The sequence below is a fragment of the Pantoea vagans genome (assembly GCF_001506165.1).
In the GTDB taxonomy this organism is placed as follows: domain Bacteria; phylum Pseudomonadota; class Gammaproteobacteria; order Enterobacterales; family Enterobacteriaceae; genus Pantoea; species Pantoea vagans_C.
On the sequence record NZ_CP011427.1, the window covers coordinates 3,999,759 to 4,024,244 of the forward strand.

Genomic DNA, 24,486 nt, shown 5'->3' on the forward strand with positions numbered 1-24,486 from the left:
GTCAAATTTATGAAAGCGTTACATTTTGGAGCAGGTAACATCGGCCGCGGTTTCATCGGTAAGTTACTGGCTGATGCCGGTATTGAACTGGTGTTCGCGGATGTCAATCAGGTGGTTCTTGATGCCCTTAACGCCCGTCATGAGTATCCGGTTCATGTGGTTGGCGAGCAGGCAAAAGTTGAAATGGTGACCGGCGTCAGCGCCGTTAATAGCACTAGCGACGATATCGTGACGCTGATTGCTGAGGTTGATATCGTTACCACGGCGGTTGGTCCGCAGATTCTGGAGCGCATCGCAGGTGGTGTCGCGAAGGGGCTGGCCAAACGCAGCGATAACGGTAATGTCCGTCCGCTGAACATCATCGCGTGTGAAAACATGGTGCGCGGCACCAGCCAGCTGAAACAGCACGTGTTGAAAGCATTGCCAGAGCAGTATCACGCGTGGGTAGAAGCTAACGTCGGCTTCGTCGACTCCGCTGTGGACCGCATCGTGCCGCCATCTGAAGCCGGCAGCAACGATCCGCTGGAAGTCACCGTGGAAACCTTTAGCGAGTGGATCGTTGACAAAACCCAGTTCAAAGGTGCACTGCCGAACATTCCGGGCATGGAACTCACCGATAACCTGATGGCGTTTGTGGAACGCAAGCTGTTCACCCTGAACACCGGCCATGCCATTACCGCTTATCTTGGTCAGTTGGCCGGCCACGCCACCATTCGTGATGCGATTCTCGATGAGAAAGTGCGTGCCGTGGTTCAGGGTGCGATGCAGGAAAGCGGCGCGGTGCTGATCAAGCGTTACGGTTTTGACGCCGATAAGCACGCGGCCTATATCCAGAAAATCCTCACCCGCTTTGAAAACCCGTACCTGAAAGACGATGTTGAGCGTGTTGGCCGCCAGCCGCTGCGTAAGCTGAGCGCCGGTGACCGTCTGATCAAGCCAACGCTGGGCACGCTGGAGTACAGCTTGCCGCACGCCAGTCTGGTGCAGGGCATTGCCGCCGCCATGCATTATCGCAGCGAAGCCGATCCCCAGGCGCAGGAACTCGCTGCGCTGCTGGCAGAGAAAGGCCCACAGGCCACGCTGGCGGAGATCTCTGGACTGGACGCCAATAGCGAAGTGGTCACCTCTGTGGTGAGTGCTTACAACGCTATGGCATAATGCGCGCCCTTTAATAGCTCATTCGGGCACGGTGGCCAACCGTGCCCGTCGGCGGTATCTGAACGATGCAGGCAATAATGGAAGAGAAGCAAGCTTTTGAAAACCGGGTGCTAGAGCGCCTGAACGCCGGTCGATCGGTGAGAAGCTTCCTGATCGCCGCCGTTGAGTTACTCGCCGAAGCGGTGAACCTGCTGGTCTTGCAGGTGTTTCGCAAAGACGATTATGCCGTTAAGTATGCGGTGGAACCCTTGCTGCTGGGTGATGGCCCGCTGGGGGAACTCTCCGTGCGCCTGAAGCTAATCTACGGCCTGGGCGTGATCAATCGCCACGAATATGAAGATTGTGAACTGTTGCTGGCGCTGCGTGAGGAGTTGAATCACGACACCAGCGATTACCGCTTCACCGACGATGAAATTCTGGGTCCGTTTGGCGAACTGCATTGCGTCGTGGCCTGGCCACCGCAGCCCGACTTCACCCGTGAAGACGATGCACTGCGCAGTATGCAGCAGCAACGCTATTTGCAGATGGTGCGTTCCACCATGGTGCTGTCGTTGACGGAGCTGATTTCCCGCATATCGCATAAGCAGGCGTTTAAGAAACCTGCGGTTTAGGCAAATCCCCGCTTTGCTGCAAATTCACCCCAATTTGATGTATCCTTTGCCTGTTTTCCTTAACGAGTTTCCCCCTGATGAAAGAACAAGAAAAAGCCGAGATCAAACGCCTCAGTGACCAGTTAGACGCGTTGAATCGCAAAGAACCGCAGCTGCTGGAAGCGGGCGATGCCGAAAAGCTCGGCGAGCTGTTGAAAGAGAAAGAGACGCTGGTGCAGGAAATTGAGCGTCTGCGTAATGTGCGTGATGAAAAACTGAGCAAAGAAGCGCAGCAGTTGCAGAAGCTGGGCTTCAGCCGTGAAATCACCAAGAAAGAACAGGCTAACATGGGCGCATTAAAGAAAAGCGTGCGCGGCCTGGTGGTGGTGCACCCGATGACCGCGCTGGGGCGTGAGATGGGGCTGAAAGTGATGACCGGCTACGCGAAGCAGCCGTTCTGATAGGTGATTACGCGGCGTGTGACACGTCGCGTTCTACGCCGCCCGCGGCCAGCAGCACTTGCTCATTGAGCGTATCCAGCATGGCGTAACGGCGGCGATACTCGGCGCGTTTCTTGCTGGCAATCTCTTCAAGATCCTTCCGCTCCATACGCAGTGGCAGCGTAAACATTTCATCCTGACGCATTTCCCCGCCCAGTGAGCGCCAAAACTCGCTGTAGCTGGCAAAGAATTTGTCGCCCTTGCTGTGACGATAGCGCAAACTGCGGAACACATGAGTGGTATCCCCCACCGCCGTGATAGCTTGTACGCCGCACTGCTGCGCTAAAATAAACACCGCTTCCATCAGTAAACGTTTCGGGAAGACACCCTGCGCGGCTTTTGTCGCATCACGGATGACATCGTTAGAAATGTGTTTCCGCGGCCCCTGTAATCCACCAATCAATAATGTTCGCGTGTTTTTTTCCTGAATGATGGAAAACGAGAGTGAAGCAATATTCATGTTTTGATAATGCAGCGTCAGGGTTATTTCACCTTCACGATCAAAATGTCCCGGACAGCAGTGAATAACAAACGCCTCATCATTTTTTCCTGTAAAGGCAGCAATCACGTTTTTTGCCGGGCTTAACATCAGTTGACGCAGGCTGGCATTATCCAGCTTATTCATCAACTGGTAATGGTCCAGCAATGCTTGTGCGCGCTGTGCCACACTGAAACCGGCACACAGATAAGGGCGATGCGGTTTGGCAGGCAGTAAACCCTGCATACACAATAGCTGTGGCAGAAACGGCAGCTGCGCCAGTTCGTTGAGATAATTAAAGGTGGTAATTGGGAATACCAGAGAGCGTAACGCATATTTAAAGCGGAACATTTTACTGTTCCATAATTTATCCGGTGTGACTTTGCCACTGATTAACGGCAAAAACAGCGCGGTCGACGAATGATTATCCGTCACAGAGGTTGTGATAGTAGACATAGTTATTTTAGCTTCGCGAGATCGACTGCGGCTACTGTATGCCCCAAATTATCAACGACGCGTTAATAACGACCACAAGGGAATTATCAGTGAGGGAAATATCGGAGTGGTTGAAGAAGTGTTTAGATTTCGTAAGGAAGAAACCGGTGAAACAGGTTCACCGGTTGAGCACGATGGCAGAATTACTTAGCAGCAGCGAAACGTGCAGCCGCTTCGTCCCAGTTCACTACGTTCCAGAACGCTTTGATGTAGTCAGGACGTTTGTTCTGATACTTCAGGTAGTAAGCGTGTTCCCACACATCCAGACCGATGATTGGAGTACCTGATGCGCCAGAGATGGCTTCACCCATCAGTGGGCTGTCCTGGTTAGCGGTTGAAACCACAGCCAGTTTGTCGCCCTTTTTCACCAGCCACGCCCAGCCTGAACCGAAACGGGTGGTAGCGGCTTTCTCAAACTCAGCCTGGAAAGCTTCAACGCTGCCGAAATCTTTTTCGATAGCCGCTTTCAGTTCGCCCTGCAGCGAGGTGCCCAGCTTCAGGCCTTTCCAGAAGAAGCTGTGGTTAGCGTGGCCGCCCGCGTTGTTGCGCAGTGGGCCTTTTTTATCTACTGGCAGCTGATCCAGTTTAGCGATCAGTTCTTCAACCGGCAGGTTAGCGAATTCGGTCCCTTCCAGCGCTGCATTGGCGTTGTTAACGTAAGCCTGGTGGTGTTTAGAGTGATGGATTTCCATCGTCTGCTTGTCGAAGTGCGGTTCCAGTGCATCGTATGCGTAAGGCAGGGATGGCAGTGAATAACTCATGTTCTTCCTCTCCATTTAATGTTTTGCAGCATCACCTTCGCAGTGTGCCGCGTAAGCAGTCGGATCATTATAGTTAAAATCATGATCTGGAAAAGGGTTATCAATGCCTTAGAAATGATAAGGATTTGATGATTCTGGAAAAAGGTGCGCACAGACCGCTACACACCTTCTTATGGGGAGTGATTAACGGCCTAATTCGGTCAGAGATTTGTCCAACGCACCGACCAGCCAGTCGATATCCGCTTCCTGGAACGCCAACGGTGGACGCAGCTTCAGCACGTTACCGTATGGCCCTGCCACCGAGGTCAGCACGTGGTGATCGCGCAGCTTCTCGGTAAGATCCAGCGCCAGCGCTTTATCTGGGGTTTTGCTCTCGCGGTCCTGTACCAACTCGAAGCCGATAAACAAGCCCGCACCACGCACATCCCCGATGCTGTCATGGCGATCCATCAACTTCTGCAATTCGGTCAACAGTTTGGCACCCACCACGCGGCTATGCTCCTGCAAACCTTCTTCTTTAATCACGGTGAGCACCGCCTGCGCGGCGGCCATCGCCACCGGGTTACCGCCAAAGGTATTGAAGTAAGGGATGTCGTCACTGAACGCCGCCAGCACATCACTCTTCGCCAGCAGTCCAGAAACCGGAATGCCGTTGCCCATCGGTTTGCCAGTGGTCACCACATCCGGCACCACGCCGTGACGGGCGAAGCCCCAGAACGCATCACCGGTACGACCAAAGCCGGGCTGCACTTCATCAGCAATGAAGATACCGCCGTTGGCATGTACCACATCCACCGCTTTCTGCAGGAAGCCCGCTGGATTCGGCAGCACACCATCGGATGAGAAGATGGAGTCGGCGAGGAAGCCCGCAAATTTAATGCCGTGGGCCTTCATGTCGTCGATTTGCTTCTGAATTTCATTGGCAAACCATGCCCCCAGATCCGGTGCATTTACGCGGTAAGCATCCGGCGGTGACACTAAGCGCGTGGTTGCCGCCAGTGGTTGGCCGCTGCCCAACGCAGGAGAGACGCCTGAGGTGAGGTCGCTGGTGCCATGGTAGGCTTCCTGCGACACGATAATCCCAGTACCGCCACTGAAAGCACGCGCGATACGAATCGCCAGATCATTCGCTTCAGAACCGGTACACATATACATGGCGCGGTCGATGGCATCCGGTGTGGTGGCCAGCAGCTCATCGGTGTAATCCAGAATACGCTCATGCAGATAGCGCGTGTGGGTGTTCAGCATTTTCATCTGCTGATTGACGGCTTCAATCACCGCCGGATGGCAGTGCCCAATGCTCGCCACGTTGTTGTAGACGTCGAGGTATTTGTTACCTGCGGCATCCCACAGATACTGGCCTTCACCGCGCACCAGATGCACCGGCTTACGATAGAACAGGCGATATGACTCGCCCAACACTTTGCTGCGCTTGTCTGTCAGCTTGCGGGTTGCCGCATCCAGACCGTCGGCGTGCTCAGCACGAAAACTGTTGGTGTCCATGATGGTGGAACGTGTAGCCATGGTAACTCCCGTTGCGAAGGTGAAGGGGTGCATGATGAATAACCGTTTGCAGACATCATGCCTGCTTTACTGAGAAATGCAACTAAATACACAAATACAACCAAATACACATGACGCCGTGATGACACTCAGGTAAGCTTAGGCTCAGATCATTAGGCTACAGGGAAATGTCATGCTGCAGGAAACCCGCTTACACCGCATTCGCGCCCTTCTGACCACGCAACATCAGGTCAGTACGGAACGCATTATTAAAGAATTGGGCATTTCGCGGGAAACGGCACGGCGCGACATTATTGAACTGGAAGCGCAAGGGTTAGCCCGCCGCGTACACGGGGGGTTGGTGGCGATGGACAGCCAGCCGGAACCACCGTTACAGGTGCGCCGCAATGCGCAGGCAAAAGAGAAGCGCGCTATCGCCGTGGCGGCTGCACAGCATTTACAGCCGGGCCAGACGCTGTTTCTCGACGCAGGCACCACCACCACCATGCTGGCAGAAGCGCTGCGCACCATGTCAGGCCTGACGATTATCACCAACAGTTTGCAAGCCGCCCTGGCGTTGAGCGCTGCTGAAGAGCATGAGACGTTGAATAATCAGGTGATTTTGCTCGGCGGTATGATGATGGCGGGCGCACAGCAGACGCGTGGTGAGATGACAGTGGGTGAGATTTACCGCTATCGCGCCGATGTGGCGCTGCTTTCGCCGGTGGGTATTGATGCCAAAAACGGGGCCAGCAGTTTTCATCCGCACGAAGCTGCCATTGCCCGCGCCATGGTGCAGCAGGCCAGTCGCACTATCCTATTAGCCGACCACAGCAAACTCGGTGTGATAAGCCGGACGGTGTACGCGCCCATCAATGAGGTGGATCTGCTGATCTGCGATGGCGGCCCGACAAAAGCAGGCGCACTGGCAGCATTACAAAAAGCGCTGCCGGACGTGCAGGTGGTTTAACGCCATTTGCGGCGTGATGCTCGTCAGTTAAGAACTCAGGCCGCTGATGAATGAGTGGCCTGTCTTTTCAGTGCGGGCTCTGCCGCCACTACTGCCCCCTCTGGGCCGTCCTCGCACCGCTAAAGCGGTACCTTCGACTTCCACGTCGTGCCGGACGGACCGTTCGCGGATGACCATCCATGGTCGGCCGCGAACTGCCCCACGCCTCCCCGCGTGGGTCTCCTGGCCCAACGTAAAAGTCTCAGCGCTGCGGATAGCCCTGAGGGTGCAGCAGAGGCGTCAGAGCTTCAGACTGTGTGCCCTTTTTGACAAGTCGCACTGAAGCTCATGAGCTGGCTGGGGCCGCACCGGGGCAGGCATTCCGCAGCGCTGAGCTGAGCGAGAATGCCAGGAGAGCCCGCAGGACGCGGGCGAAAGGTGGCGCTGGAACATGGATGTTCCATCGTGGACTGAACCCATAATGTTGGACTGTAAAACGACATAATGGGGATAAATCATGAAGCCCAAATATTCCACTCAATTCAAGTTAAAGGTCGTGCGTTACTTTCTCGACGGTCATGCCGGTCAGGGCGGGACAGCACAACATTTCGGGGTTTCGAGGACGCATGCTATCCGCTGGATACAGCTTTATCTTCACCACGGTGAGGAGGCACTGCGTCCCCGTTCCCGCTCCCGCTCTCAGATGTATTCACCGGAGTTCAAACGAGAGGTTGTCACCTATGCCATCAACCATCCTGAGACATCGGCAAGGCTCGCGGCCCGATTTGGTATTGCTTCCCATACCACTGTTGATAACTGGCTCAAACGGTTCAGACTAAAGGGGTACAGTGCCTTTTGTCCGACACAACCGGAGCGGAGCGTATCTATGCCAGTTAATCCAGACAAGCCTCGTAAAGCAGATGATAAAATGCCTGAAGAACTGCTGAAGGAGCTCGAATATCTCCGGGCGGAAAATGACTATCTGAAGACGCTGCAGGGGATACTCCTTGAAAAAAAGCGGCTGGAGTCGCTGAAAAAGCAGCGGCGGTAAACCTGTTGCGTACGCAACATCGCCTGTCGGTGCTGCTGAAAGCGGCTCAACTGGCCCGGAGCACCTTCTTTTATCATCTGGCTCGCCTTCAGATACCGGATAAATATGCTGAGGTTAAGGTGCTGATGCTCCGGTTGTTCAGTGAACACAGAAGCCTGTATGGCTACCGGCGGCTTAACGAGCTTCTCAGACAATGTGGCTACAGTCACAGTGGTAAAACTATCCTTAAGCTGATGAAAGCTCTGTCGCTGGAGTGTCCGGTAAGGCGGAAGAAATATTGTTCCTACCGGGGAGGCGTGAATCCGACAGTGGCTAACCTGCTACAAAGAAACTTCGTTGCTTCAGCGCCTGAAGAGAAATGGGTAACAGACGTGACGGAGTTCCGAGTGGGAGAGGATAAATATTACCTGTCAGCCATAATGGACCTGTACAACGATGAAATCGTGGCCTGGGAAGGCTCACAGAAGGCAACGGCATCATTGATAGATGGCATGCTGAAAAAGGCGTTCAGTCACCTGAGTAGCCTGAGCCGCGTGTTGTTGCACAGTGATCAGGGGTGGCATTACCAGCGGCCATATTACCGGCGTCAACTCGCAGAGAGAGGAATACAGCAAAGTATGTCCAGGAAAGGCAACTGTCTGGACAATGCGATGATAGAGAACTTCTTTGGGCATCTTAAAACAGAGATGTTTTATCTGAAGACGTTCCGAAGTGTGAGCGAACTGAGTGCTGCGATCGGTGAGTACATAGACTTCTGGAACGACAAGCGGATAAAGATGGGACTGGGCGGACTGAGTCCGGTGGAGTACCGGACTCATAATCAAATTAAGCTGACTTAAAGAGTCCAGGTTAAGGGGTTCAGTTCATCGGCACCGGTCCGTTAAGGCAGACGAGTGAAGTGAAGGTACCGCGTAGCGGCGCGAGGACCGCCAGCCCCGGTGCGGCCCCAGACGGCGTTATCGTCAGTCGTTTAACTAGCCATAAATGGCGACCATCAGGGCAGCAAACGCTGCGGATGGCTATAAACCGTGGCGCGTCCCGGCTTGCTGAACCCCACCAGCGTCAAATTGCATCTTTCGGCAACCTCAACCGCCAGCTGAGTGGCAGCAGAAACCGCAAATAAAATCTCCACGCCACACATTGCCGACTTCTGCACCATCTCATAGCTGGCGCGGCTGGAGACCAGCACCGCGCCCTGCTGCCATGGCTGCTGGCTGCGATGGCCGAGCAGTTTATCCAGCGCCACGTGACGCCCAACATCTTCACAGCCACCCTGCAATTCCCCCTGCGGCGACATCCACGCGGCGGCATGTGTGCAACCGGTGAGATTGCCAATCGGCTGGTAGTTACGCAGTTGCGCCAGACCGATATCCAGACTGGCTAAATCAAAGGTTTGGGTAAACGGCAACGGTTGCAGCGGTTTGCCAATCTGATCGAGTTGCTCCACACCGCATACGCCGCAGCCAGTGCGCCCCGCCATCGCGCGGCGCTGCTCTTTCAGCGCCATAAAACGGCGGCTTGAAAGCTCAATCTGCACTTCGATGCCGTTGCAGCCCGGCACCACATCCATACCGAAAATCTCTTCGGGCTTATCAATAATTCCCTCGGACAGCGAGAAACCCAGCGCAAACGCCTCCAAATCATTGGGCGTTGCCATCATCACCACATGAGAAATGCCGTTGTACACCAGCGCGATCGGCACCTCTTCTGCCAGCCAGTCGGTTTCGACGCAGGCAATATCGCGTCGTTGTCGCACCGATGCCTGCACGGCGCCTTTGATCTCACTCACACTCTGGTGACTTTCTTGTGCTTTTGCTTTCACTTTGCTCGCCTCGTGCAACAACCACATAAATGCAGTGGTATTATTTCGCTGCTATTCTCTCACTGTTAGTTGGGTCATTGTCAGCCTCGATCCAACGCTCAGAAAAAATAAAAATGTGTAGCCATGTCGAAAGGATATTCCATGAACGTCAGCCGAAGAAGCTTCTTCAAGATTTGCGCTGGCGGTATGGCAGGGACAACGGCAGCACTGCTCGGCTTCACACCCGAAGTAGCGCTGGCGGAAACGCGACAGTACAAACTGCTGCGTGCCCGCGAAACTCGTAACACCTGCACTTACTGCTCAGTGGGCTGTGGCTTATTAATGTACAGCCTCGGTGACGGCGCGAAAAACGCCAAAGAGACCATTTTCCACATCGAAGGGGACCCGGATCATCCGGTAAGCCGTGGCGCATTGTGCCCGAAAGGCGCAGGCCTGCTCGATTTTGTTCACAGTGACAGCCGCCTGCACTTCCCTGAATATCGTGCGCCTGGTTCGGACAAGTGGCAGCGCATCAGCTGGGATGACGCCTTTGACCGTATCGCCAAACTGCTGAAAGCAGACCGCGATGCCAACTTTATCGCGCAGAACGCGGCGGGCGTCACCGTTAACCGCTGGCTCTCTTCAGGCATGCTGTGTGCGTCCGCTTCCAGTAATGAAACCGGCTACTTAACCCAGAAATTTACCCGATCGCTCGGCATGTTAGCGGTCGACAACCAGGCACGCGTCTGACACGGACCAACGGTAGCAAGTCTTGCTCCAACATTTGGTCGCGGTGCGATGACCAACCACTGGGTCGACATCCGTAATGCCAACCTGATCGTAGTGATGGGCGGTAACGCCGCTGAAGCGCATCCCGTTGGGTTCCGCTGGGCGATGGAAGCCAAGATTCACAACAAAGCGAAATTAATTGTTATCGATCCACGCTTCACGCGCACGGCATCGGTGGCAGACTTTTACACGCCGATTCGTTCCGGTACCGACATCACCTTCCTGTCGGGCGTCCTGCTGTGGCTGATACAAAATGACAAAATCCAGCATGAGTATGTGCAGGCGTACACCAACGCCAGCCTGATCGTGCGTGAGGATTATCATTTTGAGGATGGCCTGTTCAGCGGTTACGACGAAGCCAACCGGAAATACGACAAAACCAGCTGGAACTATGAACTGGGTGACGACGGCTTTGCCAAACGCGACGACAGCCTGCAACATCCACGCTGTGTATGGAACCTGCTGAAGCAACACGTCAGCCGCTACACGCCGGAGATGGTTGAGCGCATTTGTGGCACGCCTAAGAATGACTTCCTGCACGTCTGTGAACTGATCGGCGAGACCAGCGCACGCGACCGTACCACCTCATTCCTGTATGCGCTGGGCTGGACGCAGCACTCGGTGGGCGCGCAGAACATCCGCACCATGGCGATGATCCAGCTGCTGCTCGGTAACATGGGCATGGCGGGTGGCGGGGTCAATGCCCTGCGCGGTCACTCCAATATTCAGGGTCTCACCGATCTCGGCCTGCTGTCGCAAAGCTTGCCGGGTTATATGACGCTGCCCTCGGAGAAACAGACCGATCTGCAAACCTATCTCGCGGCAAACACCCCGAAACCGACGCTGCCGGGTCAGGTGAACTACTGGGGGAACTACCCGAAATTCTTCGTCAGCATGATGAAAGCCTTCTTCGGCGACAAAGCCCAGGCCGAGAACAGCTGGGGCTTTGACTGGCTGCCCAAGTGGGATAAGGGTTACGACGTCCTGCAGTACTTCGAGATGATGTCGCAAGGCAAGGTGAACGGCTACTTGTGCCAGGGCTTTAACCCGGTGGCATCGTTCCCCAATAAACGCAAAGTGATCGATTCCCTGTCGAAGCTGAAGTTCCTGGTCACCATCGACCCGCTCAACACCGAAACCTCGACCTTCTGGCAAAACCACGGCGAGTTTAACGATGTCGATCCGGCGAAGATTCAGACCGAGGTGTTCCGTTTACCATCAACCTGCTTCGCGGAGGAGAATGGCTCTATCGTCAACTCCGGGCGCTGGCTGCAGTGGCACTTCAAAGGCCAGGATGCGCCGGGTGAAGCGTTGAATGACGGTGAAATCCTTTCCGGCATCTACCTGCGTCTGCGTGAAATGTACGCGCGCGAAGGCGGTGCGCTGCCGGAACAGGTGCTGAACATGACGTGGCACTACCAGACGCCGGATAACCCGGCATCGGAAGAAGTGGCGATGGAGAGCAACGGCAAGGCGCTGGCAGACGTGTTGGATGACAAAGGCACAGTGCTGGTGAAAAAAGGCCAGCAGCTCAGCAGCTTTGCGCAGTTGAAAGATGACGGCAGCACCAGCAGCGGTTGCTGGATCTTCGCGGGCAGCTGGACGCCAGACGGCAACCAGATGGCGCGGCGCGACAACACCGACCCGAGCGGGCTGGGTAACACGCTGAACTGGAGCTGGGCTTGGCCGCTCAACCGCCGCATCCTCTACAACCGCGCGTCTGCCGATCCGCAGGGCAATCCGTGGGACCCGAAACGGCAAATCCTCAAGTGGGATGGCAGCAAATGGGGCGGCATGGATATTCCGGACTACAGCGCCGCCGCACCGGGCAGCAACGTCGGGCCGTTTATCATGCAGCCGGAGGGCATGGGCCGCCTGTTTGCACTCGACAAAATGGCCGAAGGTCCGTTCCCGGAACACTACGAGCCGTTTGAAACGCCGCTGGGCACCAACCCGTTACACCCGAACGTCATCTCGAACCCGGCCGCGCGCGTGTTCAAGGACGATCTGGCGGCGATGGGTCAAGCCGAGCAGTTCCCGTATGTCGGCACCACCTATCGTCTCACCGAGCATTTCCACTACTGGACCAAACACGCACTGCTCAATGCCATCGCGCAGCCGGAGCAGTTCGTGGAGATTGGCGAGAAGCTGGCGAACAAACTCGGCATCGTGCAGGGCGATACGGTGAAAGTGAGTTCCAATCGCGGCTATATCAAAGCCAAGGCGGTGGTGACGAAACGTCTCCGTCCGCTGAATGTCGATGGCAAAGTGATCGATACCATTGGCATTCCGATTCACTGGGGCTATCAGGGTGTGGCGAAAAAAGGCTTTATCGCCAATACCCTGACGCCGTTTGTCGGTGATGCCAACACGCAAACGCCTGAGTTTAAGGCGTTCCTGGTTAACGTTGAGAAGGTGTAGGAGTTCGTAGATGGCTTATCAATCACAAGACATTATCCGCCGCTCCGCCACCAATGGTTTCACGCCTGCCCCGCAGGCGCGTAATCATCAGCAGGAAGTGGCCAAGCTGATCGACGTCACCACCTGTATTGGCTGCAAAGCCTGTCAGGTGGCGTGTTCGGAGTGGAATGACATTCGCGATGAGGTCGGTCACAACGTCGGGGTGTATGACAACCCGGCGGATTTGACCGCCAAATCCTGGACGGTGATGCGCTTCTCAGAAGTGGAGGAGAACGGCAAGTTAGAGTGGCTTATACGTAAAGATGGCTGCATGCACTGCGCCGATCCCGGCTGCCTGAAAGCCTGTCCCTCGGAAGGGGCGATTATTCAGTATGCCAACGGCATCGTCGATTTTCAGTCAGAACAGTGCATTGGCTGCGGCTACTGCATTGCTGGCTGCCCGTTTGACGTGCCGCGCCTGAATAAAGACGACAACCGCGTGTATAAATGCACGCTGTGCGTCGATCGTGTCACTGTCGGTCAGGAACCGGCATGCGTGAAAACCTGCCCGACCGGCGCCATTCATTTCGGCAGCAAAACCGACATGCAGGCACTTGCGGCAGAACGCGTGGCGGAGTTGAATACGCGCGGCTATGACAATGCAGGCCTGTACGATCCGGAAGGCGTGGGCGGTACACACGTGATGTACGTGCTGCACCACGCCAACAAACCGCAGCTGTATCACGGCTTGCCGGAAAACCCGAGCATCAGCCCTGCCGTCACCTTCTGGAAAGGCATCTGGAAACCGCTGGCCGCCATCGGGTTTGCCGCCACCTTCGCGGCCTCGGTGTTCCACTACGTCGGCGTTGGGCCGAACCGCGTGGAGGAAGATGAGGATGAGAACCTGCACGAAAAAGAGGAGCGCGAATAATGAAAAAGCGCGATCGTCTGGTGCGTTACAGCGCACCGGAACGCATCAATCACTGGATTGTGGCGTTCTGTTTTGTCCTTGCCGCCTTGAGTGGGCTGGGTTTCTTCTTCCCGTCGTTTAACTGGCTGATGCACATTTTGGGTACGCCACAACTGGCGCGGATTCTGCATCCGTTTGTCGGTGTGGTGATGTTTGCCGCTTTTATCATCATGTTCCTGCGCTACTGGAAGCATAATCTGATCACGCGTGATGACCTGGTGTGGGCGAAAAACATCCACAAAATCGTCCGTAATGAAGAGGTGGGTGATACCGGCAAATACAACTTCGGGCAGAAGTGTGTGTTCTGGGCTGCTATCATCAGCTTAATCATGCTGCTGGTGAGCGGAATTATTATCTGGCGTCCTTATTTCGCAGGCGCCTTTGCCATTCCGCTGATTCGCGCCGCTCTGGTGGTGCATTCGGTCTCAGCTGTGGCACTGATCGTGGTGATTATGGTGCATATCTACGCGGCCCTGTGGGTCAAAGGCACCATTACCGCCATGGTTGAGGGCTGGGTTCCCGCTGCGTGGGCGAAGAAACATCATCCACGCTGGTATCGCGAGCAGCGCCAACGCCAAACACAACAGGAAAAACGTCCCTGATGAGTATTCGCATCATCCCACAGGATCAGTTGGAGAAAGGCGAAAAAAGCATGGCGGAGCAGGTTCCGCCGCTGCTTTTTCCTCGGCTTAAGAATCTGTATAGCCGCCGTGCGGCGCGTTTGCGTGAACTGGCAGCGAAGAACCCACTGGGCGACTATCTACGCTTTGCCGCGGTGATCGCCCAGGCGCAGGAAATCGTGCTGTATGACCATCCTTTGCAGGTCGATCTGCACGCACGTTTAGCCCAAAGCGCCGAACAGGGTAAACCCCCGCTCGATATCCATACTTATCCGCGTGATGCGCACTGGCAGCGTTTGCTGCATTCGCTGATCGCCGAACTCAAACCAGAGATGAGCGGTCAGGCCCTGGCGGTGCTGGAAAATCTGGAAAAAGCCTCCTCCTCCGAGCTGGAAGGGTTAGCCAGTGCGCTGCTGGCGGGCGAGTTTGCGCAAGTCAGCAGTGATAAATCGCCGTTTATTTGGGCCGCGTTGTCTGTCTACTGGGCGCAGATGGCGGCTCTGATCCCTGGAAAAGCGCGAGCAGAATACGGTGAGCATCGTCAGTTTTGCCCGGTGTGCGCCAGCGTGCCCGTCGCCAGCGTGGTACATATGGATGTCGGTCAACAGGGGCTACGTTATCTACACTGTAATCTGTGCGAAAGTGAATGGTATGTGGTGCGCAGTAAGTGCTCCAACTGCGAACAGACGCGTGATTTGCACTACTGGTCGCTCGACAGCGAAAAAGCGGCCGTGAAAGCGGAGAGCTGTGGCGACTGCGGAACCTACCTGAAGATGCTCTATCAGGAGAAGGATCCCGCGGTTGAACCGGTGGCGGATGATTTGGCATCACTGGTGCTGGATGCGCGTATGGAGCAGGAAGGGTTCGCGCGCAGCAGTTTGAATCCGTTTATGTTTCCCGGGGATTAATGCGATGAATGCCCGGTGCGCATAAATGCGCACCCTACGAAACCGTAGGGTTACCGGGCAACCGTAGGGTCGCCATTTATGGCGACCGTCAACCAGGCAATTGAAATGTCATCGTTACGGCGAGCATCAACCAGGCGACCGTCATCAATGCCGTACACCACCCTTTAACACGGAGGCGTTCAATGAAACTGATTGGCAGCTACACCAGCCCCTTTGTCCGTAAAATTTCAGTGATGCTGTTGGAAAAAGGTTTGGTGTTCGAATTCGTCAACCAGTCGCCTTGGGTTGAGGACAGTCACGTGCCGCAATACAACCCGCTGGGTAAAGTCCCGGCACTGGTTGACGACAACCATCACACCTGGTTTGACTCCTCGATCATCGCCCAAGTGATTGAACTGCGCGGTGATGCGCCAGCCATGTTACCGGATGACCCGCTGCTCTCCTTGCAGATCCGCCAACTGGAAAAACTGGCGGATGGCATCAACGATGCCGCCGTGATGATCGTGCGTGAACAGATGCGCCCCGGCGCTCAGCAATCGGAAGAGGTGTTGCTGCGTAACCGCGAGAAGATTCTGCGCGGTCTGGATGCCCTGGAAACTGCGGCAGCACAGGGCGAACTGATCAATAACGGCACGCTGAATCTGGCGGATATCGCCACCGGCTGCATGATTGGTTATCTCAACTTCCGCCGCGTGCTGCCCAACTGGTGCGTCAATCGCCCCGCATTGGTGAAAATGGCAGAGATGCTGTTTCAACGGGAAAGTTTTGCCCGCACCGTTCCGCCTTCCAGCTAAGTTGCCCGATGAAAACCCTCTACACCCAACTGCCTGCCATTGACAGCCTGCTGCGCGATCCCGCGTTGCAGCCGCTGATAATGCACTCTGGCACCGCTTTTACCACCCGCCAGTTGCGCGACATGCAGCAAGAAGCGCGCGATCACATTCAACAACATCAAATGCTGCCTGACTGGCATGCGAACTGGCCTGAAGAAGCACAGCGCCGTGTGCGAGAGCAGCAACAGAGTGCGCTGCGACCCGTCTTCAACCTGACCGGTACCGTTCTTCACACCAACCTTGGCCGCGCCCAGTTAAGCGAAAGCGCCATTGAGGCGGTGACCGCCAGCCTGCGCCAGCCGGTGACGCTGGAGTATGCGCTGGATGACGCCGCACGCGGCCATCGCGACCGCGCGGTGAGCGCCCTGTTATGCGAACTCACCGGTGCGGAAGCGGCCTGTATCGTGAATAACAACGCCGCTGCGGTGCTGCTGATGCTGGCCACACTGGCACCCGGCCGGGAAGTGATTGTCTCGCGCGGGGAGCTGGTGGAGATCGGCGGTGCCTTTCGTATTCCCGATGTCATGCGCCAGGCAGGTTGTCAGCTGGTCGAAGTGGGCACCACCAACCGCACGCATTTGAAGGATTACCGTGCCGCCATCCGCGAAAACAGCGGTCTGTTGATGAAGGTACACACCAGCAACTACCAGATTCAGGGGTTCACCCATGCCGTTGCCGAAGCTGAACTGGTGGCCCTGGCCGCCGAGCATCAGCTGCCGGTGATCACCGATTTGGGCAGTGGCTCATTGATCGATATGACCACGTTGGGTCTGCCCGCTGAGCCGATGCCACAGCAGCTGATTGCGGCCGGCGTCGATGTGGTGAGTTTCTCTGGCGACAAGCTGTTGGGGGGGCCACAAGCCGGCATTATCGTCGGTAAAAAACGCTGGATTGATCAGCTGCAGCAGCATCCGCTGAAGCGCGCTCTGCGCGTGGACAAAATGACACTCGCGGCGCTGGAAGCCACCCTGCAACTCTATCGCCAACCGGAAAGTCTGTGTGATGCACTGCCGACCCTGCGTTTGTTGATTCGTACATCGCACGACATTTTACAGCAAGCCGAACGGCTGATGCCCGCGCTAGAGCAGTCTTATGGCTCGGAGTATACGCTGGCGATCGCCGCCTGTTCGTCGCAAATCGGCAGTGGATCGCTACCCGTTGAGCGCTTACCGAGCTTTGCCATCACCTTTAGCCCACGCGCCCCGCATGGCAGCAGCCTTGATGCACTCGCCCAACGCTGGCGTACGCTGCCCCGACCAGTCATCGGCCGTATTCAGGACGGCAAACTGTGGCTGGATTTACGCTGCCTTGAGCAGGAAGCCGCGCTGATTGAGGCGCTAACATCATGATTATCGCCACGGCAGGACACGTCGATCACGGCAAAACGGCGCTGCTGCAAGCCTTGACGGGGGTCGATGCCGATCGTCTGCCGGAAGAGAAACGGCGCGGCATGACCATTGATCTCGGCTATGCCTACTGGCCGCAGCCGGACGGTCGGGTGATAGGCTTTATCGATGTTCCCGGGCACGAGAAATTTCTCGCTAATATGCTGGCGGGTATTGGCGGTATTCATCACGCCCTGCTGGTGGTGGCCGGTGATGATGGCGTGATGCCGCAAACGCGTGAACACCTGCAACTGCTGGCTCTGGCAGGGCTTCCGCCGCTCAGCGTGGCGTTGACCAAAGCCGATCGCGTTGACGCTACGCGCATCGCCGAAGTGCAACATCAGGTGGCAGAGCTGACACAGCAGTTGGGCTGGTCAGCGGCACCGCAGTTTATCACCAGCAGTAGCACCCAACTGGGCATTGAGGCGTTACGTCAGCACTTGAGTGAGCTGCCTGAACCCGCTTTCGATGCGCACCGCCGTTTTCGTCTCGCTATCGACCGGGCTTTTACCCTGAAAGGCAGCGGATTAGTGGTCACCGGAACGGCATTAGCGGGCGAGGTGAGCGTGGGCGACACGCTGTGGCTCAGTGGCCTCAATCTGCCGGTGCGTGTGCGCTCCTTGCATGCGCAGAACCAGTCGGTGACGCGCGCACAAGCAGGTGAGCGTATCGCGCTGAATATCGTGGGTGAGGTGGAAAAAGCCCAGATCGCGCGCGGTGACTGGCTGCTGGCACAGCCGCAACCCCAAGGCACCCAGCGTCTCATCGTGGCGCTGCGCCTGCTGCAACCGCTTAAACATGCCTCCCAGCCCGTGCATATCCATCATGCAGCCAGCCACGTGATGGGCCGACTGACGCTGCTTGAAGATGATCTGGCAGAGCTGGTGCTCAATGAACCGCTATGGCTGGCGGAAAACGATCGGCTGATCATTCGCGACAGCAATGCGCAGCAATCCTTGGGGGGTGGCCGCGTCGTGCTGCTTAACAGCAAAAAACGGGGCAAACGACAGCCAGAGTATCTCGGTTGGCTGCAACAATTGGCTGCCGCAGAGCGTGATGATTCCAGCCTGCAAGCGCACTTCTCTCTCCATCCTGTGGAATATGCCGATCTCGGCTGGTCACGCCAGCTTCACCCCGCTGCGCTGGATGCGCTGCTGGCGAACCTCGATGCGTTGCGGCTCGGCAACACCTTGTTAGCAGCCGAACAAGCGGGGGTATGGCAGCAGCGCCTGCTGGCGTCGTTGTCGGCGTTTCATTTGCAGCATCCTGAAGTACCGGGCATCGGGCGCGATCGTCTGCGCCGTGTGGCGCTGCCGCATCAGCCACCTGAACCGGTCATCGCGTTGATTGATCAACTCCTGGCACAAGGTCACTTGCAGCATCAGCAGGGCTGGCTGCATTTACCGGATTTCAAACCGCGCTTTAATCCGCAGGAAGAGATGTTGTGGCAGCAGATCGGCCCACTTTTCAATGACCAACCGCTGTGGGTGCGTGATATTGCGGTAACCACACAGCTAGAGGAAGAGACCGTGCGTAGCCTGTTGCTCACCGCCGCTCGTCTCGGTCACATTACGGCGATCGTGCGCGATCGCTACTACCACAGCGACCAGATCCAGATCTTCGCCGATCTGATTCGCCAGCGTGACGCCGACGGTGGCAGCACCAGCGCCGCCGACTTCCGTAACCAACTCGGCACCGGACGCAAAATTGCCGTGCAGATTCTGGAGTTCTTTGACCGCAGCGGTTTCACCCGTCGCCGGGGTAACGACCACCTGCTGCGCGACGCCCGCCTGTTCGAAACCCGCGCCTGATCTTGGCGTTGCCTCGCAGTTATCACTGTAACTGCGCTGCAACGCGCATTCCTCGTTGAACAAAAATGTGCCAGGATGTAAGAACTATTCTTACATTGGAACACGACGATGGCACGTACCATGACAATCGATTTAGGCGATGAACTGCGCGAATTTGTGGAATCTTTAGTGGCGTCCGGCGACTACCGTACGCAAAGCGAAGTAGTGCGCGATTCACTGCGTTTACTGCGTGAGAGGCAAGCGGCATCGAAGCTGGAGAATTTAAAAAGTCTCATTCAGGAGGGTATGGACAGTGGAGAACCCATTCCCTGGGATGTAGATGAATTTTTACGGAAAGCCAAAGCCAGGGTCGGCATTTATGAAAAAAGAAATAGTGATAACACCGAGTGCGAATGAAGATTTACTGACTATCTGGCTCTATGGATGCTGGAATTTCGGTGAGATGCAGGCTGATCGTTATGCCATGAATATAAACAAATTATTTTCCAATCTCATGGTGAATAATTTTGGAGGCCGCCGCACAGATTATGGCCGAAATTTTTACTCCGTAATTCATAGTGAACATATCGTGATTTACCGCGTTGAACCGGAGCAGATCATCATTGCACGTATTCTCCATCAATCCCAGGATGCACCATCACATATCACTTGGGATACTTCGTTTTAAAAACAAAAAGGGACGATCGCTCGTCCCTTTAGTGCACTTCACTCTGTTACTTACTGCAGCAGAGAAATATCCGCGACCTGCAAGAACAGCGCACGCAGTTGCGCCAGCAGCGTCAGGCGGTTGATACGCACTTCGGCTTCATCGGCGTTAACCATCACGTTGTCGAAGAAGTTATCGACCGCTTCACGCAGTTGTGCCAGTTCCACCAGCGCATCCTGATAACGGCCTTCCGCGAAGTACGGCTGCAGTTTGTCACCCAGCGCCGTCACAAAGGTCGCCAGCTGGATCTCGGCGTTCTCTTTCAGCAGCGAAGCCTGCACGCTGTCGTTCAGGGTTTCGGTGGATTTAGCCAGGATGTTGGAAACACGTTTGTTGGCCGCAGCCAGCGCAGACGCCGCTTCCAGCGAACGGAAGTGCGATACCGCTTTCATGCGTGCATCAAAATCGGCAGGACGGGTTGGACGACGCGCCAGCACGGCCTGGATGGTGTCTACGCTGTGGCCCTCTTCCTGATACCAGGTACGGAAACGACCCAGCATGAAGTCGATCACCTCATCTACCACCTTGCCGTTACTCAGCTTGCTGCCGTACAGGCGCACCGCTTCTTCGGTCAGGGTTTGCAGATCCAGCGGCAGGTTCTTCTCAACGATAATACGCAGCACGCCCAGCGCCGCACGACGCAGTGCGAACGGGTCTTTATCGCCTTTCGGATGTTGACCAATACCGAAGATGCCCGCGAGGGTATCCATCTTGTCAGCGATCGCCACTGCACAAGCCACGAGGTTGGATGGCAGCGCATCACCGGCAAAGCGCGGCTGATACTGCTCATTCAACGCCACGGCAACGTCTTCGGCTTCGCCGTCATGACGCGCATAGTGCATGCCCATCACGCCCTGCGTATCGGTGAACTCGAACACCATGTTGGTCATCAGGTCACACTTCGACAGCAGGCCTGCGCGCGTCGCATGATTCACATCGGCACCAATCTGCGCGGCAATCCAACCCGCCAGCGCCTGAATGCGATCTGTTTTGTCACGCAGCGTACCCAGCTCTTTCTGGAACAGCACCGTCTCCAGACGTGGCAGGTTATCTTCAAGACGCTTTTTACGGTCAGTGTTGAAGAAGAACTCCGCATCCGCCAGACGTGGGCGCACTACCTTCTCATTACCGGAGATGATTTGCTGCGGATCTTTCGATTCGATGTTCGTGACGAAGATGAAGTTTGGCAGCAATTTGCCGTCCGCGGCATACACCGGGAAGTACTTCTGGTCACCTTTCATGGTGTAAACCAGCGCTTCAGAAGGCACCGCGAGGAATTTCTCTTCAAACTTCGCCGTCAGCACCACTGGCCATTCCACCAGCGAAGCCACTTCTTCCAGCAGGCTGTCGCTCAGGTCAGCGATGCCGCCTAATTGCTGTGCTGCGGCTTCGGCATCGGCTTTGATTTTGGCTTTACGCGCCGCGAAGTCAGCAACGACTTTACCACGCTCCAGCAGTTGTTGCGGATACTGATCGGCGTTGTCGAGGGTGAATTCCGGCTCGCCCATAAAGCGATGGCCGCGAATCACACGGTCGGACTGAATGCCAAGGATGGTAGCCGGGATCAGTTCATCGCCCAGCAGCAGCGTCACGGTATGCACCGGACGGACAAACTGCACGTCACTCGCACCCCAGCGCATTAACTTAGGAATCGGCAACTTGCTCAGTGCCGTGGCGACCATTGCCGGCAACAGCGCCTGTGCGCTTTCACCGGTAACGGATGCGCGATGCACCAGCCATTCGCCTTTATCGGTGCTCAGACGTTCAGCCTGCGCCACCGTAATACCGTTACCGCGCGCCCAACCTTCAGCCGCTTTGGTGGCATTGCCATCCGCATCAAACGCGGCAGCAATCGCTGGACCGCGTTTTTCGACTTCACGATCCGGCTGTGCGGCGGCCATATGGGCCACTTTCAGCGCCAGACGACGCGGCGCAGCAAACCAGCTGACGTCGCCGTGCACCAGACCAGCGCTGTCCAGTTCTGCGGTAAAGTGCGCAGCAAAGGCTTCAGCCAGGCTACGCAACGCTTTCGGAGGCAACTCTTCGGTGCCAATTTCCACCAGGAAAGTTTTATCGGTCATGGCTGCCTCTTACTTGTTTTTATTGCACAGGGGGAAGCCAAGCGCCTCGCGGGACGCATAATAGGCTTCAGCCACGGCTTTCGTCAGGGTACGAATACGCAGGATATAGCGCTGACGTTCGGTAACCGAAATCGCCTTGCGTGCATCCAGCAGGTTAAAGCTGTGTGCCGCTTTCAAAATGCGCTCATAAGCAGGCAGCGGCAGTGGTTTTTCCAGTGCCAGCAGCTGTTGGGCTTCTTTCTCATACTGCTCAAAGCAGGTGAAGAGGAAGTCCACGTCGGCGTATTCAAAGTTGTAAGTCGACTGTTCCACTTCGTTCTGATGGAACACTTCGCCGTAGGTGGTTTTACCAAACGGGCCGTCGCTCCACACCAGATCGTACACGCTGTCCACGCCCTGGATATACATCGCCAGACGCTCCAGGCCGTAGGTGATCTCACCGGTGACCGGCTTACACTCCAAGCCGCCAACCTGCTGGAAGTAGGTGAACTGCGTCACTTCCATGCCGTTGAGCCACACTTCCCAGCCCAATCCCCAGGCACCCAGCGTAGGGTTTTCCCAGTTATCTTCCACGAAGCGAATGTCGTGAATTGTCGGGTCCATACCTAGCTCTTTCAGTGAGCCCAGGTAAAGTTCCTGCAGGTTGTCTGGGTTTGGCTTAATCACCACCTGGAACTGGTAGTAATGCTGCAAACGGTTCGGGTTTTCACCGTAACGACCATCGGTTGGTCGGCGTGAAGGCTGCACGTACGCGGTCGCCATTGGCTCTGGGCCTAATGCACGCAGGCAAGTCATGGGATGTGAGGTGCCAGCGCCGACTTCCATGTCCAGTGGTTGAACAATGGTGCAGCCTTGGCGCGCCCAGTAATCCTGCAAGGTCAGGATCAGGCCCTGAAAGGTCTTGGTATCAAACTTTTGCATGTTGAATTCGCACGCGATACGGATCGGTTAAAAAAAGAGTGCGCCAGTATACCCTTTGACCGCGGATTGTGCAGCCGGAAATCCTGGCGCGTCATGAGGTGAAACGGGTGCAGTTTTACCGCTAAGAACCGAACAATAAGAAAATCGTATACGATTCAAAAAGGGAACGACAAACAGACGAAAAACTCATCACTATCCATTAATTTTCAATGTGATAAACAAAAAACCTCCAAACCTCATTGCGTGACTCAAATCACCTTTTCGACCTGTTGGTCAAAAATCGCACATTGACACCTGTATAATCGTATACGAAATTGCGGTGAAACAGTTTTGTTGGGAATTTCACCATGAAGACCGCAATCGCTTACCCAGGAATGAATGCCAGCGACCGCCCGATGGGCCCGGCACCGCTGTCCGCCGCTGTACTGCACGAACCGATGTTGTTTATCTCAGGGCAAGTCGCCATCGACCCTTACAACGGGCAGATCGTCGGCAAGGACATCGCCAGCCAGACGCGCCAGGTGTTGAAAAATGTCGGCGACCTGCTGAGTGAAGCGCAGATGACCTTCGATAACGTGGTACGGGTGACGATTTACCTCACCGACCTCAGCACCTTCAGCGAAATGAACGCCGCCTATAGCGAGTTTTTCCAGTTCCCGTTCCCGGCGCGTGCCACCGTTGGTATTCAACTTAACCATCCTGACCTGCTGGTCGAGATGGAAGTCACGGCGATGCGCTAATGCATATTCATATTGAAAACGATGCCAGTGGCCCGCTTGCTCTGCACCTGTCACGGGAAAGACTGCAACAGCAGTTGGATGCGCATCCGAAACTGCGCAGCCACTTCACGCTGACAGAAAACAGCGATCCGGCGCAAACCGCCCCCTTCCTCGCTAACTGCGATCTGCTGTGGAGCGGTCGCAAGCTGGCGTTAGATGCATTCAGCACCCCGCGCCTGCGTTGGGTGCAGGTGATGTCGGCTGGCGTTGAGCAGTGGCTGGCGCATTTGCCCAAGGGCGTAACGCTGACCAACGCGTCCGGCGTCCACGGCGATAAAGGCGCGGAATTCATTCTGATGGCGGCGTTGATGTTCAACTTCGGCATTCCGGGATTTTTGCAGGATCAGGCTCAGCGCTTATGGCGCCCGACCTACGGTGGCTGTGCGCGCGGCAAAACCGTGCTGCTGCTCGGCGTCGGTGGCATCGGCGCGGCAGCGGCCAAGCTGTTAACCGCGCAAGGCTATCGCGTGATTGGCGTCACGCGCAGCGGGCAGTGTGATGCCGACGTGGCGCGCTGCATTCGCATTGATGCCATCGACGACGTGTTACCGCAGGTGGACGTGTTGGTCTCAACACTGCCGCTGACGCCACAAACGGAGATGCTGTTTGATCGCCGCCGCCTCGATCTGCTGCCCGCCCGTGCAGGCATCGTGATTGTTGGCCGTGCTGCGGTATTTGACTACGCCGCCATGCGCGAAAATCTGTGTGCCGGAGAGTTGGCAGGCGCGGTGCTGGATGTCTATCCGCAGGAGCCTTTGCCCGCTGACGACGCACTGTGGAACACGCCCGGTGTGGTGATGACGCCGCACTGCAGCCTCGACGATCACAGTGCCTACCTTGAGGGCTGCCTTGAGGTGTTTATCGACAATCTGGTGCGTTATCGCAGTGGTGACCCGCTGCGCAACCAGGTTGATGTTGAAAGAGGGTATTGAAGTAGTTGCACCAATAAAAGCCGTAAAGACGTTCATAAAACACAAGGTCATCGCTTACACATTCA

At 56.0% G+C, this 24,486-nt stretch carries 22 protein-coding genes; 16 read left to right on the forward strand and 6 right to left on the reverse strand.

Annotation, left to right across the window (positions count from 1 at the left end; genetic code table 11):
• Positions 1-9 precede the first annotated feature (9 nt).
• The 3 genes from mtlD (at position 10) to LK04_RS18475 (ending at position 2,209) form a co-directional block, all read left to right on the forward strand.
• Positions 10-1,158 carry a mannitol-1-phosphate 5-dehydrogenase gene (gene mtlD, locus LK04_RS18465; protein ID WP_039335031.1) on the forward strand — a complete coding sequence of 383 codons (1,149 nt, stop codon included), beginning with the start codon at positions 10-12 and terminating at the stop codon, positions 1,156-1,158.
• Between the two features lie 65 nt (positions 1,159-1,223).
• The gene (mtlR, locus tag LK04_RS18470; RefSeq protein ID WP_197063363.1) at positions 1,224-1,769 is read left to right on the forward strand and encodes a mannitol operon repressor MtlR; all 546 of its coding nucleotides are present in this window, start codon (positions 1,224-1,226) and stop codon (positions 1,767-1,769) included.
• A 77-nt stretch (positions 1,770-1,846) separates the two neighbouring features.
• Positions 1,847-2,209: a YibL family ribosome-associated protein gene (locus tag LK04_RS18475; RefSeq protein ID WP_039335039.1), complete on the forward strand. Its 363-nt coding sequence runs from the start codon at positions 1,847-1,849 to the stop codon at positions 2,207-2,209.
• Between the two features lie 7 nt (positions 2,210-2,216).
• Here LK04_RS18475 and LK04_RS18480 read toward each other — a convergent pair whose 3' ends face one another.
• From LK04_RS18480 to LK04_RS18490, 3 genes are all read right to left on the reverse strand, one after another.
• Positions 2,217-3,182, reverse strand: coding sequence for a VirK/YbjX family protein (locus LK04_RS18480; protein WP_039335042.1), 966 nt, complete (start codon positions 3,180-3,182; stop codon positions 2,217-2,219).
• 182 nt (positions 3,183-3,364) lie between these two features.
• Positions 3,365-3,982: a superoxide dismutase [Mn] gene (sodA, locus tag LK04_RS18485; protein WP_039335045.1), complete on the reverse strand. Its 618-nt coding sequence runs from the start codon at positions 3,980-3,982 to the stop codon at positions 3,365-3,367.
• A 183-nt stretch (positions 3,983-4,165) separates the two neighbouring features.
• The gene (locus LK04_RS18490; protein WP_039335048.1) at positions 4,166-5,506 is read right to left on the reverse strand and encodes an aspartate aminotransferase family protein; all 1,341 of its coding nucleotides are present in this window, start codon (positions 5,504-5,506) and stop codon (positions 4,166-4,168) included.
• A gap of 172 nt (positions 5,507-5,678) precedes the next feature.
• Between LK04_RS18490 and LK04_RS18495 the strand changes: the two genes are divergently transcribed.
• Both LK04_RS18495 and LK04_RS20595 read left to right on the forward strand, forming a co-directional pair.
• Complete coding sequence (locus LK04_RS18495; RefSeq protein ID WP_039335051.1) at positions 5,679-6,455, forward strand: DeoR/GlpR family DNA-binding transcription regulator; 777 nt, start codon at positions 5,679-5,681, stop codon at positions 6,453-6,455.
• Positions 6,456-6,951: 496 nt separating this feature from the next.
• A protein-coding gene (locus LK04_RS20595) for an IS3 family transposase (RefSeq protein ID WP_102136021.1) occupies positions 6,952-8,324 on the forward strand; the annotation gives its coding sequence in 2 pieces (ribosomal slippage) (positions 6,952-7,453 and positions 7,453-8,324; 1,374 coding nt in all).
• 155 nt (positions 8,325-8,479) lie between these two features.
• On the opposite strand, the gene fdhD is transcribed toward LK04_RS20595, so the two are convergent.
• Positions 8,480-9,265, reverse strand: a complete 786-nt coding sequence (gene fdhD, locus LK04_RS18510; RefSeq protein WP_418903654.1) for a formate dehydrogenase accessory sulfurtransferase FdhD — start codon at positions 9,263-9,265, stop codon at positions 8,480-8,482.
• Between the two features lie 183 nt (positions 9,266-9,448).
• On the opposite strand from fdhD, the gene fdnG reads away from it, so the two are divergent.
• The 9 genes from fdnG (at position 9,449) to LK04_RS18560 (ending at position 19,669) form a co-directional block, all read left to right on the forward strand.
• Entirely contained in the window at positions 9,449-12,496 is a 3,048-nt protein-coding gene (gene fdnG / locus LK04_RS18520) for a formate dehydrogenase-N subunit alpha (RefSeq protein ID WP_081998051.1), read from the forward strand.
• A 10-nt stretch (positions 12,497-12,506) separates the two neighbouring features.
• On the forward strand, positions 12,507-13,406 hold the full coding sequence (gene fdxH / locus LK04_RS18525; protein ID WP_039328480.1) for a formate dehydrogenase subunit beta: 900 nt from the start codon (positions 12,507-12,509) through the stop codon (positions 13,404-13,406).
• The gene (gene fdoI, locus LK04_RS18530; RefSeq protein WP_039328479.1) at positions 13,406-14,047 is read left to right on the forward strand and encodes a formate dehydrogenase cytochrome b556 subunit; all 642 of its coding nucleotides are present in this window, start codon (positions 13,406-13,408) and stop codon (positions 14,045-14,047) included. The genes fdxH and fdoI overlap by 1 nt, the downstream gene beginning before the upstream one ends.
• The gene (gene fdhE, locus LK04_RS18535; RefSeq protein ID WP_039328478.1) at positions 14,047-14,973 is read left to right on the forward strand and encodes a formate dehydrogenase accessory protein FdhE; all 927 of its coding nucleotides are present in this window, start codon (positions 14,047-14,049) and stop codon (positions 14,971-14,973) included. The genes fdoI and fdhE overlap by 1 nt, the downstream gene beginning before the upstream one ends.
• Before the next feature lie 182 nt (positions 14,974-15,155).
• Positions 15,156-15,767 (forward strand): glutathione S-transferase, encoded by a 612-nt coding sequence (locus LK04_RS18540; protein WP_039328477.1) that lies wholly within the window; start codon positions 15,156-15,158, stop codon positions 15,765-15,767.
• 8 nt (positions 15,768-15,775) lie between these two features.
• Positions 15,776-17,155, forward strand: coding sequence for an L-seryl-tRNA(Sec) selenium transferase (selA, locus tag LK04_RS18545; protein ID WP_039328476.1), 1,380 nt, complete (start codon positions 15,776-15,778; stop codon positions 17,153-17,155).
• Entirely contained in the window at positions 17,152-19,002 is a 1,851-nt protein-coding gene (selB, locus tag LK04_RS18550; RefSeq protein WP_039328475.1) for a selenocysteine-specific translation elongation factor, read from the forward strand. Before selA ends, selB begins: the two co-directional genes overlap by 4 nt.
• A gap of 108 nt (positions 19,003-19,110) precedes the next feature.
• Positions 19,111-19,398 carry a type II toxin-antitoxin system ParD family antitoxin gene (locus LK04_RS18555; protein ID WP_039328474.1) on the forward strand — a complete coding sequence of 96 codons (288 nt, stop codon included), beginning with the start codon at positions 19,111-19,113 and terminating at the stop codon, positions 19,396-19,398.
• Positions 19,361-19,669, forward strand: coding sequence for a type II toxin-antitoxin system RelE/ParE family toxin (locus tag LK04_RS18560; RefSeq protein ID WP_039328473.1), 309 nt, complete (start codon positions 19,361-19,363; stop codon positions 19,667-19,669). Before LK04_RS18555 ends, LK04_RS18560 begins: the two co-directional genes overlap by 38 nt.
• 50 nt (positions 19,670-19,719) lie before the next feature.
• Here the strand turns inward: LK04_RS18560 and glyS are convergent, their stop codons facing one another.
• Both glyS and glyQ read right to left on the reverse strand, forming a co-directional pair.
• Entirely contained in the window at positions 19,720-21,789 is a 2,070-nt protein-coding gene (glyS, locus tag LK04_RS18565) for a glycine--tRNA ligase subunit beta (RefSeq protein WP_039328472.1), read from the reverse strand.
• Between the two features lie 9 nt (positions 21,790-21,798).
• Entirely contained in the window at positions 21,799-22,710 is a 912-nt protein-coding gene (glyQ, locus tag LK04_RS18570) for a glycine--tRNA ligase subunit alpha (protein WP_007893431.1), read from the reverse strand.
• 347 nt (positions 22,711-23,057) lie between these two features.
• Between glyQ and LK04_RS18575 the strand changes: the two genes are divergently transcribed.
• Together LK04_RS18575 and LK04_RS18580 are read left to right on the forward strand one after the other, a co-directional pair.
• Positions 23,058-23,450, forward strand: a complete 393-nt coding sequence (locus LK04_RS18575) for a RidA family protein (protein WP_039328470.1) — start codon at positions 23,058-23,060, stop codon at positions 23,448-23,450.
• Positions 23,450-24,421 (forward strand): D-2-hydroxyacid dehydrogenase, encoded by a 972-nt coding sequence (locus LK04_RS18580; protein ID WP_039328468.1) that lies wholly within the window; start codon positions 23,450-23,452, stop codon positions 24,419-24,421. The genes LK04_RS18575 and LK04_RS18580 overlap by 1 nt, the downstream gene beginning before the upstream one ends.
• Positions 24,422-24,486 lie beyond the last annotated feature (65 nt).

Excerpts from the sequence above, each read along its gene's own strand:
- LK04_RS18575 (WP_039328470.1), top strand. The coding sequence starts at position 23,058 with ATGAAGACCGCAATCGCTTACCCAGGAATGAATGCCAGCGACCGCCCG.
- LK04_RS18495 (WP_039335051.1), top strand. The coding sequence starts at position 5,679 with ATGCTGCAGGAAACCCGCTTACACCGCATTCGCGCCCTTCTGACCACG.
- LK04_RS18490 (WP_039335048.1), bottom strand. The coding sequence starts at position 5,506 with ATGGCTACACGTTCCACCATCATGGACACCAACAGTTTTCGTGCTGAG.
- fdhE (WP_039328478.1), top strand. The coding sequence starts at position 14,047 with ATGAGTATTCGCATCATCCCACAGGATCAGTTGGAGAAAGGCGAAAAA.
- selA (WP_039328476.1), top strand. The coding sequence starts at position 15,776 with ATGAAAACCCTCTACACCCAACTGCCTGCCATTGACAGCCTGCTGCGC.
- selB (WP_039328475.1), top strand. The coding sequence starts at position 17,152 with ATGATTATCGCCACGGCAGGACACGTCGATCACGGCAAAACGGCGCTG.
- fdxH (WP_039328480.1), top strand. The coding sequence starts at position 12,507 with ATGGCTTATCAATCACAAGACATTATCCGCCGCTCCGCCACCAATGGT.
- LK04_RS18475 (WP_039335039.1), top strand. The coding sequence starts at position 1,847 with ATGAAAGAACAAGAAAAAGCCGAGATCAAACGCCTCAGTGACCAGTTA.
- fdoI (WP_039328479.1), top strand. The coding sequence starts at position 13,406 with ATGAAAAAGCGCGATCGTCTGGTGCGTTACAGCGCACCGGAACGCATC.
- mtlD (WP_039335031.1), top strand. The coding sequence starts at position 10 with ATGAAAGCGTTACATTTTGGAGCAGGTAACATCGGCCGCGGTTTCATC.
- LK04_RS18555 (WP_039328474.1), top strand. The coding sequence starts at position 19,111 with ATGGCACGTACCATGACAATCGATTTAGGCGATGAACTGCGCGAATTT.
- mtlR (WP_197063363.1), top strand. The coding sequence starts at position 1,224 with ATGCAGGCAATAATGGAAGAGAAGCAAGCTTTTGAAAACCGGGTGCTA.
- LK04_RS18560 (WP_039328473.1), top strand. The coding sequence starts at position 19,361 with ATGAAAAAAGAAATAGTGATAACACCGAGTGCGAATGAAGATTTACTG.
- sodA (WP_039335045.1), bottom strand. The coding sequence starts at position 3,982 with ATGAGTTATTCACTGCCATCCCTGCCTTACGCATACGATGCACTGGAA.
- LK04_RS18540 (WP_039328477.1), top strand. The coding sequence starts at position 15,156 with ATGAAACTGATTGGCAGCTACACCAGCCCCTTTGTCCGTAAAATTTCA.
- glyS (WP_039328472.1), bottom strand. The coding sequence starts at position 21,789 with ATGACCGATAAAACTTTCCTGGTGGAAATTGGCACCGAAGAGTTGCCT.
- LK04_RS18580 (WP_039328468.1), top strand. The coding sequence starts at position 23,450 with ATGCATATTCATATTGAAAACGATGCCAGTGGCCCGCTTGCTCTGCAC.
- glyQ (WP_007893431.1), bottom strand. The coding sequence starts at position 22,710 with ATGCAAAAGTTTGATACCAAGACCTTTCAGGGCCTGATCCTGACCTTG.
- LK04_RS18480 (WP_039335042.1), bottom strand. The coding sequence starts at position 3,182 with ATGTCTACTATCACAACCTCTGTGACGGATAATCATTCGTCGACCGCG.